The organism is uncultured Slackia sp. (genome assembly GCF_944321625.1).
Classification (GTDB): Bacteria; Actinomycetota; Coriobacteriia; order Coriobacteriales; family Eggerthellaceae; genus Slackia.
In genome coordinates, this window is record NZ_CALUMA010000076.1 from 1 (window position 1) to 9,071 (window position 9,071).

Annotated in this window: 8 protein-coding genes; 2 read left to right on the plus strand and 6 right to left on the minus strand. The window is 60.7% G+C overall.

Features of this window, described 5'->3' with window-relative positions:
• Both Q0J60_RS06780 and Q0J60_RS06785 read right to left on the minus strand, forming a co-directional pair.
• Positions 1 to 411, minus strand: a 411-nt coding sequence (locus Q0J60_RS06780) for an FAD-dependent oxidoreductase (protein ID WP_294439822.1), incomplete at its 3' end; no start/stop codon positions are given.
• Between the two features lie 213 nt (positions 412 to 624).
• Complete coding sequence (locus Q0J60_RS06785) at positions 625 to 2,223, minus strand: LuxR C-terminal-related transcriptional regulator (RefSeq protein WP_294439824.1); 1,599 nt, start codon at positions 2,221 to 2,223, stop codon at positions 625 to 627.
• Between the two features lie 391 nt (positions 2,224 to 2,614).
• On the opposite strand from Q0J60_RS06785, the gene Q0J60_RS06790 reads away from it, so the two are divergent.
• Both Q0J60_RS06790 and Q0J60_RS06795 read left to right on the plus strand, forming a co-directional pair.
• The gene (locus Q0J60_RS06790) at positions 2,615 to 3,532 is read left to right on the plus strand and encodes a 4Fe-4S binding protein (RefSeq protein ID WP_294439825.1); all 918 of its coding nucleotides are present in this window, start codon (positions 2,615 to 2,617) and stop codon (positions 3,530 to 3,532) included.
• Positions 3,533 to 3,610: 78 nt separating this feature from the next.
• Positions 3,611 to 4,231, plus strand: a complete 621-nt coding sequence (locus Q0J60_RS06795; protein ID WP_294439826.1) for a TlpA disulfide reductase family protein — start codon at positions 3,611 to 3,613, stop codon at positions 4,229 to 4,231.
• 32 nt (positions 4,232 to 4,263) lie between these two features.
• Here Q0J60_RS06795 and purH read toward each other — a convergent pair whose 3' ends face one another.
• The 4 genes from purH to purM all read right to left on the minus strand — a co-directional run.
• Entirely contained in the window at positions 4,264 to 5,859 is a 1,596-nt protein-coding gene (gene purH / locus Q0J60_RS06800; RefSeq protein ID WP_294439831.1) for a bifunctional phosphoribosylaminoimidazolecarboxamide formyltransferase/IMP cyclohydrolase, read from the minus strand.
• 226 nt (positions 5,860 to 6,085) lie between these two features.
• Entirely contained in the window at positions 6,086 to 7,069 is a 984-nt protein-coding gene (locus Q0J60_RS06805) for an XdhC family protein (RefSeq protein WP_294439835.1), read from the minus strand.
• Positions 7,070 to 7,361: 292 nt separating this feature from the next.
• The gene (gene purN, locus Q0J60_RS06810) at positions 7,362 to 7,976 is read right to left on the minus strand and encodes a phosphoribosylglycinamide formyltransferase (protein ID WP_294439836.1); all 615 of its coding nucleotides are present in this window, start codon (positions 7,974 to 7,976) and stop codon (positions 7,362 to 7,364) included.
• A 210-nt stretch (positions 7,977 to 8,186) separates the two neighbouring features.
• Positions 8,187 to 9,071 (minus strand): phosphoribosylformylglycinamidine cyclo-ligase (purM, locus tag Q0J60_RS06815; RefSeq protein ID WP_294439843.1); only part of this gene is annotated, 885 nt, incomplete at its 5' end.

A 9,071-nucleotide genomic window follows, 5' to 3' on the forward strand; every position in this document is an offset into this window, starting at 1 on the left:
CATCTCGATGGGCTTGTCCACCTTGATGCCCAGCTCGTCGAGCGCGCGGGAGCCCACAGCACCCGTGCCGCCCACGCCGTGGCCGTTGGGGACGCTGTCCTTCTCAACCAGGATGACCTGGGTGCCGTTCTCGGCGGCGGAAAGCGCGCAGCAGGTTCCGGAGTAGCCAGCACCGATGATCAGGACCTCGGTCTCCACCGTCTCAGCGATGTCGGTGATAGGCTCAGGCTTGACCTCCCAGGTGTGCTGGCCGGATGCAGCTTCGCCGGAAGCGGAGCTGGAGCCGGACTCGGAGCTGCTGCTCGCCGAGGGGCTGCAGCCAAACAGGCCCAGAGCGGCCACACCGGCGGCGCCAAACGTTGCGCCCTTGAGCAGGTTACGGCGGGAGATGCCCTTCTTAAGCTCTTCCATTGTTCCCTCCTACAGGATATACGCATCGGACCCGTTGCCCGACGCGCAGCGAAACGCATGACCCGCATGCGTTTCAAAACGTGGCCGGCCGTTGCGCGGCCGACCCGCACCCTCCCTTTGGATGCGACGGGAAAACCTTACCCCCATGCGTGAAAACGCACACCCCATAAAGTATGTCGTTTTAATGAAATACCAGTTCAGAAGTGGGTTATTTTACCCAAGTAAATCAATGAGTTCCTGCTTGGAATGTACGTTGAGCTTGCGGTAGATGGCCTTGGTGTGCCCGCGAACGGTGTTCTCGGAGATGAACAATTTGCGCGCGATAGCGGGCACGGTATTGCCGCGCAGCACGAGCGACGCCACCTCGGTTTCGCGCGGGCTCAACGGCTCGACGAGATTGAGAGCGGCAAGGCGCTCCTCGAAGCTCGACTCGAACACGGCTTCGAAGTCGGAGGCATCCACGTTGCCGGCACCCTCGGGATGATGGTCGACACGCTCCGTACGGTTTTCGACATCGAACGCCCGCTCGCCTTCGCCCTGGCGTTTGGCATCTTTGCGCATTGATGAGCGCGCCGAGCCCTTGGCTTCGCGATCCGAGGAAGCCTTCGCCGTTGCCGCGCCGCCATCAAGCACCTCATTGGATTCGTGAATCGCGATGCGCTCAGCCTGGGCATCCCGTCGCCTTCCCCTGCCGATCGAGATGACGAACATGGCGATGGCAAGCACGTAGATGCATACGAACAGGATGTCCACCACGAACGTCAAGTCGTACAGCACACCGCGATCAAGCCATTGGGCGACAAGATCGCCGACGAGGAGCGAGAGCAACGTGGGGCCCACGCAGGTCGCGTACAGAAGCGAGGAATGCATAGCAAAGCGACTGGCGTAGACGGCGCACGTGATGAGCAGCAGAAGATTCACCACTTCGAAGCCGAACATCGTGAAGGCGGAGGCGACGGGCAGCCACGTGGCACCGAGGAAGGTGGGCAGCAGGAATGCGCCCGTGACCAGCGGGAAAAGAACCTGGTACACACGCAGCACGTCGAAGCCCTTGCCCGAGAAGAGCTCGATGGCCGACACCGTGAGCGTCGCCAGGCTCATGCCCGCCATGATGGCGACAAACGCCGTATCGCTCGACCCGCCCGAGAGGTGCCCCACCAAGCGCCACACGAACCCGATGGCGCACACGCAGAACACCGGCTTCCACATATCGCGCGCAAGCATGCGCGAGCGTGCGGGCGTCATGGGCTCGATCTCGTAAGGCTCGACCTCGCGCAGGCTCACATAAAGCGTATACACCGCGCAGGTAGGCAGCACGACGACCGCGCACAGCACCGTCCACTCGAACGGAATGATGGTCACCAGCACGCAGAGCACCACTGAAACCGCAGCCGAAAGCGGAATGTACACCGTGGTACGCGACGAACCTTCAGACGCGTAGAAACTTTGCCACATGACATAGAATGCACCCGCGGAGCCGCCCACAAGCACGCCCGACACAAGCGCCGACATGAGCGAATACGACCCGTAGAAGAACGCGAGATAGTAGAGGAGCGACCCCGCCGAAAGAACCACACCGGCGCCGATAGCGGCATGAGGTGGGAACGCATGATGATGCCGTGACCATACCGCGGCAACGCAGAGAGCGATGAGCGTGGTCGCCTGCTTGCAGATGGAATACGCCTCATAACCTTGACCGAATTGACCCGACGGCCCCGAAAGCGCGGTGAACGTAATCGCCCAAAAGAAGCAGAAGCCAAGGTGATACCACCTCAGGCTCTTCACTATTCCTTTTGCTTGAGCGATGGACAAGGTTCCCCTCCTTGTTTTTGTATTTTCGCAGTATAGACCAAGCTTCCCTGCGGCATAAAGCACAAGACGCGCCGTTTCGAAGCATCAGGTACAATACGCGCATGATTCACGCAGACAAACATATTCAGCAAGCGAACGCGACGCGCGGAAAAGCGGGCATCGCCGCACGCGTTGCCGTTGTTGCGATCCTGATAATCGCCTGTGCTTTTATCGCGCTGGGCGTCTTAGGAGAAGCGCCGCACGATGTATGGCAGCGCGCTGCCATGGTGTGCTACGAATGCATAGGGATCGGCTGATGGGACGCAGCAATCGTTCGATAGACAAGGAGCGCGACGGTCGCTCGATGCGAAAGGGACACGGCGGCATATTCTCCCGCGCAAAGAGGCACCTCGTGCAGCTTTTTGCCGCCCTGCTCTACAATCTTGACTTCCAGGGTATCGCCACCATGAGCGTGGGACGTGCGCCTTCGAAGGGCGTATGCGCACCCGGCCTGCACTGCTATTCATGCCCCGGCGCGGTTGCGGCCTGTCCCGTGGGCGCGCTGCAGCAAGCGCTCGCTTCGGCATCGCTTCCCATGGGCTTTTATGTTGGCGGCACACTGCTGGCATTCGGGGCATTGGCGGGTCGAACCATTTGCGGATGGGCGTGCCCGTTTGGTTTTTTGCAAGACATGATTGATAAAGTCGGACGAGCGATGCACCTGCCCGAGGTTCGCAAAGACACATGGAGCCGACGCCTTTCCTGGCTTAAGTATTTCATGCTGGCGCTCGTCATCGCTGGCCCTGTTGTCACGCTTATGACGCACGACCTGGGGAAACCTCTGTTTTGCTCTTTCGTCTGCCCCGCCGGTACGCTACCCGGCATCGCCCTTGTGGCAGCAAGCCCATCGCTTCAAAGCATGGTGGGGGTTCTCTTCTCCTGGAAGGTAAGCCTGCTTCTTGCTCTAATCGTGGCGGCGCTGTTCGTGTATCGGCCGTTTTGCCGATTCCTTTGCCCGTTGGGTGCCTTGTACGGATTTTTCAACCGCTTTTGCCTGCTGCGTTATACGGTGGATACCGAAGCCTGCACGAACTGCGGCGCATGCGTGGAGGCATGTCGCATGGACGTGAAACAGGTGGGCGACCGTGAGTGCATCCAATGCGGCGCCTGCAAATCCGTCTGCGAATTCGGCGCGATTCGCTTCAGCGTAGGCGTTCGGAAACGCGATGCATCGCCCGCAGCGCCTGCCGCGAGCGATAACGAAGCGAATGTGAAAACAGGCGCAACCCCGAGCCACGGTGACGAGAGCAAACCACCGCGCACAGCGTAAACGGTCCGTACCATCCGCCCCGTTCAATTCCCGTGACCCTGCACACTTTTGCGTGCAAATCGACCGAAAGGATTTCTCATGGCCAACAGCAATCAGATCCCGCATGGAAAGAGCACGGGCATCAGTCCTAAAATCATTTTGGCGATTGTCGCGGTGGTTCTGGTGGCTGCATTCGCCGGAATCTCCCTGCTCACCGGCGGCAACGCCAAGGATTCGGATGACTACGCGGGTATGGGTTCTCGCACGCAGAGCTCGCAAAGCGCCGATTCCGGCAGCTCCGCAAGCTCCTCCGAAGCGCCCGACGTAACGCTTAATCTGGTCGATGGGTCGCAGAGGCAGCTGTCGGACTCCCGCGGTCATGTAGTCATCTTGAGCTTCTGGGCAACATGGTGCCCCTACTGCATCGAGGAGATGCCCGATATCCAGCAAATTACGAAAGACTATGAAGGCGTTGAGGCGATTTTGGTGAACTGCGGCGAAGATGCCGCGACCGTCGAGGATTTCATGGCCGAGAATCCGTACGATTTCACCTGGGTGCTCGATGAGGATTATGCTGTGCAGAGCGCCTACCCCACCAGCGGCATCCCATACACCTTGGTCATCGACGCTGAAGGCAACGTGGTCAAAGCCTTCAGCGGATCAAAGGCAAGCGGCATGTACAACGATTTCGCCGCCGCCGTAGAAGAAGCGATGAAATAAAAAAGCGCCGCCCTTTCGGGCGGCGCACCACATTAATGGCGGAAGTGGCGATGGCCGGTGAACACCATGGCGATGCCGTGCTCGTCGCAGGCCTGGATGCTCTCCTCGTCGCGGATAGAACCGCCGGGCTGGATGATGGCGGTCACACCGTAGCTTGCCAGCGTGTCGATGTTGTCGCGGAACGGGAAGAACGCGTCGGACGCGGCAACCAGACCGGTGGCCTCGACGCCCATGCGCTCGCACGCCTCATGAGCACGCTTGCAGGCGAGTTCGGCGGAATCCACGCGGTTAGGCTGGCCGGGGCCCATGCCGATGCCGGCATGATTCTTGGACACCAGAATGGCGTTGGACTTCACGCCCTTGCACACCTTCCACGCGAACAGAAGCTCGTGCATCTCCTCATCGGTGGGCTTGCGCTTGGTGGGCACCGTGAAGTCTTCGGGCTTCTCGGTCACGCGGTCGACGTTCTGCACCAGCATGCCGCCGTCGACGCTGCGGAACTCCACCGCCACCGGGGCGTCAACGCCGCCGGTACGCAGCACGCGCACGTTCTTCTTCTGCTGCAGCAAATCGAGTGCGCCCTGCTCATAGCTGGGGGCGATGACGACCTCGATGAACTGCTTGTTCTCGTTGATGTGCTCGACCATCTCCTGGGAAACCTCAACGTTAGCGGCGATGATGCCACCGAACGCGCTCTTGGGGTCGCACGCGAACGCCTTGTCATAGGCCTCGGCCACGGTGGCGGCCACGGCGCTGCCGCAGGGGTTCTGATGCTTCAGGATGACCACGGCGGGCTCGTCGAACTCGCGCACGAGCGACCAGCAGGCGTCGGTGTCCAGGAGGTTGTTGTACGAAAGCTCCTTGCCGTTGAGCTGCTCGGCATTCACCAGGCTGTGCGCCTGCGCGAATTCGTCAAGACGATAGAACGCCGCCTTCTGATGCGGGTTCTCGCCGTAGCGCAGACCCTGCTGCTTCGCCAGATGCAGGTCAACCGTATCGGGCATCTCGCTGGGCAGGCCAGCACCCTCATCGAGCTGCTTCTCCAGCCAGCGCGCGATGGCGCCGTCGTACACATTGGTGGTCTGGAACACGCGAAGGGCCAGCTTGCGGCGGGTTTCCAGCGTGGTGCAGCCGTCGTTGGCGCGCATCTCCTCGAGAATGGCGTCATAGCTGGCGGGGTCGGTGACCACCGCGACAGAGGCGTGGTTCTTCGCCGCAGAGCGCAGCATGGAGGGGCCTCCGATGTCGATGTTCTCGATGCAAGTATCGAAATCAGCGCCGGACTCGACGGTCTTCTCGAACGCGTAGAGGTTCACCACCACCATGTCGATCATGCCAATGCCGTGCTCTTCGGCCTGGCGCATGTGCTCGGCGTTGTCGCGCTTGGCGAGCAGGCCGCCGTGCACCTTAGGGTGAAGCGTCTTGACGCGGCCGTCCATCATCTCGGGGAAGCCGGTCAGGTCGTCAATGGGGCGCACGGGCACGCCCGCCGCCTCGATAGCCTTCGCCGTGCCGCCCGTGGACACGATCTCAACGCCGAACTCGTCATGAAGCGCCTTCGCGAATTCAGCCACGCCGGTTTTGTCCGTGACCGACACGAGCGCTCGCTTGATTTGGGGATTTCCCATGCCGCCGCCTTCCCTTCTTACCTGAAAATGCTCTGACCTTTTGATTATACGCGGTATACGGATGCAAAGACGCCGCGGCGCGCGCCTGCGCGAAAAAGTCGGATGTGCGGAAAGCTGCTGCCGCAGGCCCCTGAAAACAGCCCATTCAACCTAGAAGGCCGGACGGCGCAATGCGCGCAGCCCGGCTCATGCATGCAAGCTTGTCCTATGAAGGGAACGATTCGCGTCAACGACCTAAATCGGCTTCGTGCTTGGCACGCGCCTCTTCGCTGTAACGCTGGCGGTAACGCACGTCCACGAGCTCCGCGACGATGGCGATGGCAAGCTCAGCGGGCGTTTTTGCCCCGAACTTGAGACCGATGGGGCGCTTGACGGAATCCCACTGCTCCTCGCTCATGCCGCCTTCGATGCACAGGTCGTGCACGCGGTTGTTCTTGCCCTTGCACCCCATCATGCCCACGTAGTGCACGCCGTGGCGCACCGCCCACAGGCAGCTTTCAGGGTCGTGCATGTGACCGCGCGTGAGCACGCAGACGTAATCCGACGGCGCAGGAGCATGCGTGTCAAGCTCGTCGAACGAGGTCAGAAGCGTACGCTTGGCGTCGGGGAACCGCGTCTCAGTGAGGTAGCTCGCGTCGTCATCGAGCACTTCGACCTTAAAGCCTACGTGGTGCGCGAGCGCCGCAACCTCCACCGCAACGTCGCTCGCTCCAGCAAGCCACACCTTCACGGAATCGAACAGCGGGACCGACGTCCACGTAAGACCCTCGAACTGATCGTTATGCATGGAAGGTCCGCGCGTGACGTCTTTCATCTGGAACAGATCGCGCGGCGAATACGGGCGGCCTGCAACGACCTCTTTGGCATCGTTGCAGAAAAACACCAGGTCACAACCATCGGCGCTACCCACATCGCCATACTTCTTAGTGACTTCGTTATCGGTATTGGCCTGGGCTGCCGCAGAATCGGTGACCACCTTGAAGCCAATCCACGCCAGGTCGCCTTCATCGATAGCGCGCGCCGCACGTTCGAACACGCATGCATCTTCTGGCCCGATCGACGCGGCGATACGCGCAAGCGCCTCAGGCGACGTGCGCGGATCTTCGACAGCGGCCTGCGCGGAGAAGCATGGGAAATCTTCCGGACGCAGTTGTACCGCGGTTCCCTCTCTCAGGGCTTTTGCGATTCCTAGCAGTATCTCTTTGCGCATAGACATCCTCCTCAAGCTGACAAACTATCGTTTCCGTTCAATACGCTGACGCAACCATCGTTGCCGGGTTCAAAACTTCCATTATTTGCAAGCGATTTGCAATTATAAGAAGTTTTGAACCCATTGCTTCTCATGCGGATAATATGCAATGGGTTCAGATTCTTATAATGCCTGGTCACAAATTCTCGGCTCTTCCAAGCTCTGCGCTTTTTGAAGTCAAAGGGTTCAAAACTTCTCCCATTTGATTAATGCGTTGCAAATTTGATGGGTTTTGAACCCCTGGCCGATGCTTCTATGAAATGTACACCTTGCGGTCATCGCCCACGGTTACGCGACCGGCGGCAATCCAGCGCAGAACCTCGGGGTACAGCTCGTGCTCGACCTCGTGAATCTTGGCTTCCAGCGTGTCAAGCGTGTCGTCCTCGGCAACGTCCACCGCGCGCTGTGCCACAATGGGGCCCTTGTCATACTCGGCGTTGGCGAAATGAACGGTCACGCCCGTCACCTTCACGCCTGCATCGTAGGCGTCGCGAATGGCGTGAGCCCCCTTGAACGAGGGAAGCAGCGCGGGGTGCAGGTTGAGCACGCGGTCGGGGAACGCCATGAGGATGGGGTCGGTCACCATGCGCATGTAGCCCGCCATCACCACATAGTCGCAGCCCGCGTGCATGAGCTCGGTCGCGATGGCCTCGTTAGCGATATCGGGGTCGGCGTAAACATCCTTGGACAGCGCGATGGTCTGGATGCCCGCTTCCTTGGCGCGCACCAGGCCATAGGCGTCGGGGCGGCTGGAGATGACCACACGAATCTCCGCATCGAGCGTGCCTTCTGCGATCGCATCGATAATCGCCTGCAGATTGGTTCCCGAACCCGAAATAAGAACGCCGAGCTTGACTGTCATGAGCATCTCCCATCAACGAATGCCGCGCGTACGGCACATACCTGTCAGCCACCCATTATCGCCCAAAATCGCTCAAGAAGCCGAACGCATTCGCCATCAGACGAAAAGCATCGCCGAATACCCAGGAATGCAGCAGCGGCAAATGCGCAAGAGGCGGAGCATAAAAAGAGGGCGAGCATCATCGCCCGCCCTCTTCGATGAACGCTTTTCAAGCAGCTACTCTTCGTACTGGACCTCACCCGTGCCCGGCACGATCTTGCCGATGACCAGCGGGTCTTCTCCGTCTTCACGCAGCTGCGCCATCACGGCATCCGCCTGGGACGCGTCCACGATGAGCGCCATGCCGATGCCCAGGTTGAAGGTCTTGAGCGCTTCTTCGCGCGTGAGCCCCGCGGCATCCACCGCCATCTGCACGATGGGCGGCACCGGCCAGGACGCATCATCCACCAAGGCGTCCAGCGTATCGGGCAGCGCGCGGTTGAGGTTCTCGGTCATGCCGCCGCCTGTGATGTGCGCGAGCGCGTGCACGGCGCCCGGCAGCGCGCGCAGGCAGGAGAGCACCGGTTTCACGTAGATGCGCGTGGGGGCCAGCATCGCCTCGCCCAGGCTCACGCCGCCCAGTTCGGGCGGGCACGCGGCCAGGTCCTCAGGCGTCTTGCCCTCCACCATGACCTTGCGCACGAGCGAATAGCCGTTGGAGTGGAAGCCGCTGGACTTGAGGCCGATGACCACATCGCCCTCGCACACCTTCTCGGGGCCGATCATCTTGGGGCGGTCCACCACGCCCACGGTGAAGCCGGACAGATCGTAATCATCGGGATCCATCACGCCGGGATGCTCAGCCATCTCGCCGCCGATGAGCGCGCAGCCCGCCTGACGGCAGCCTTCAGCGATGCCGCCCACCACGGTTGCCACGTGTTCCTTACGCAGCTTGCCAATGGCGATGTAGTCCAAGAAGAACAGCGGCTCGGCGCCAGCGGCCAGAATGTCGTTCACGCACATGGCAACCAGGTCAATGCCCACGGTGTCATGCTTGCCCAGAAGCTGAGCGAGCTTGAGCTTGGTGCCAACGCCGTCGGTACCAGAGATGAGGATGGGGTC

Bases quoted from the DNA above. Each gene is read 5' to 3' on its own strand.
- Q0J60_RS06795 (WP_294439826.1), top strand. From the start codon at position 3,611: ATGGCCAACAGCAATCAGATCCCGCATGGAAAGAGCACGGGCATCAGT.
- purH (WP_294439831.1), bottom strand. From the start codon at position 5,859: ATGGGAAATCCCCAAATCAAGCGAGCGCTCGTGTCGGTCACGGACAAA.
- Q0J60_RS06805 (WP_294439835.1), bottom strand. From the start codon at position 7,069: ATGCGCAAAGAGATACTGCTAGGAATCGCAAAAGCCCTGAGAGAGGGA.
- purN (WP_294439836.1), bottom strand. From the start codon at position 7,976: ATGCTCATGACAGTCAAGCTCGGCGTTCTTATTTCGGGTTCGGGAACC.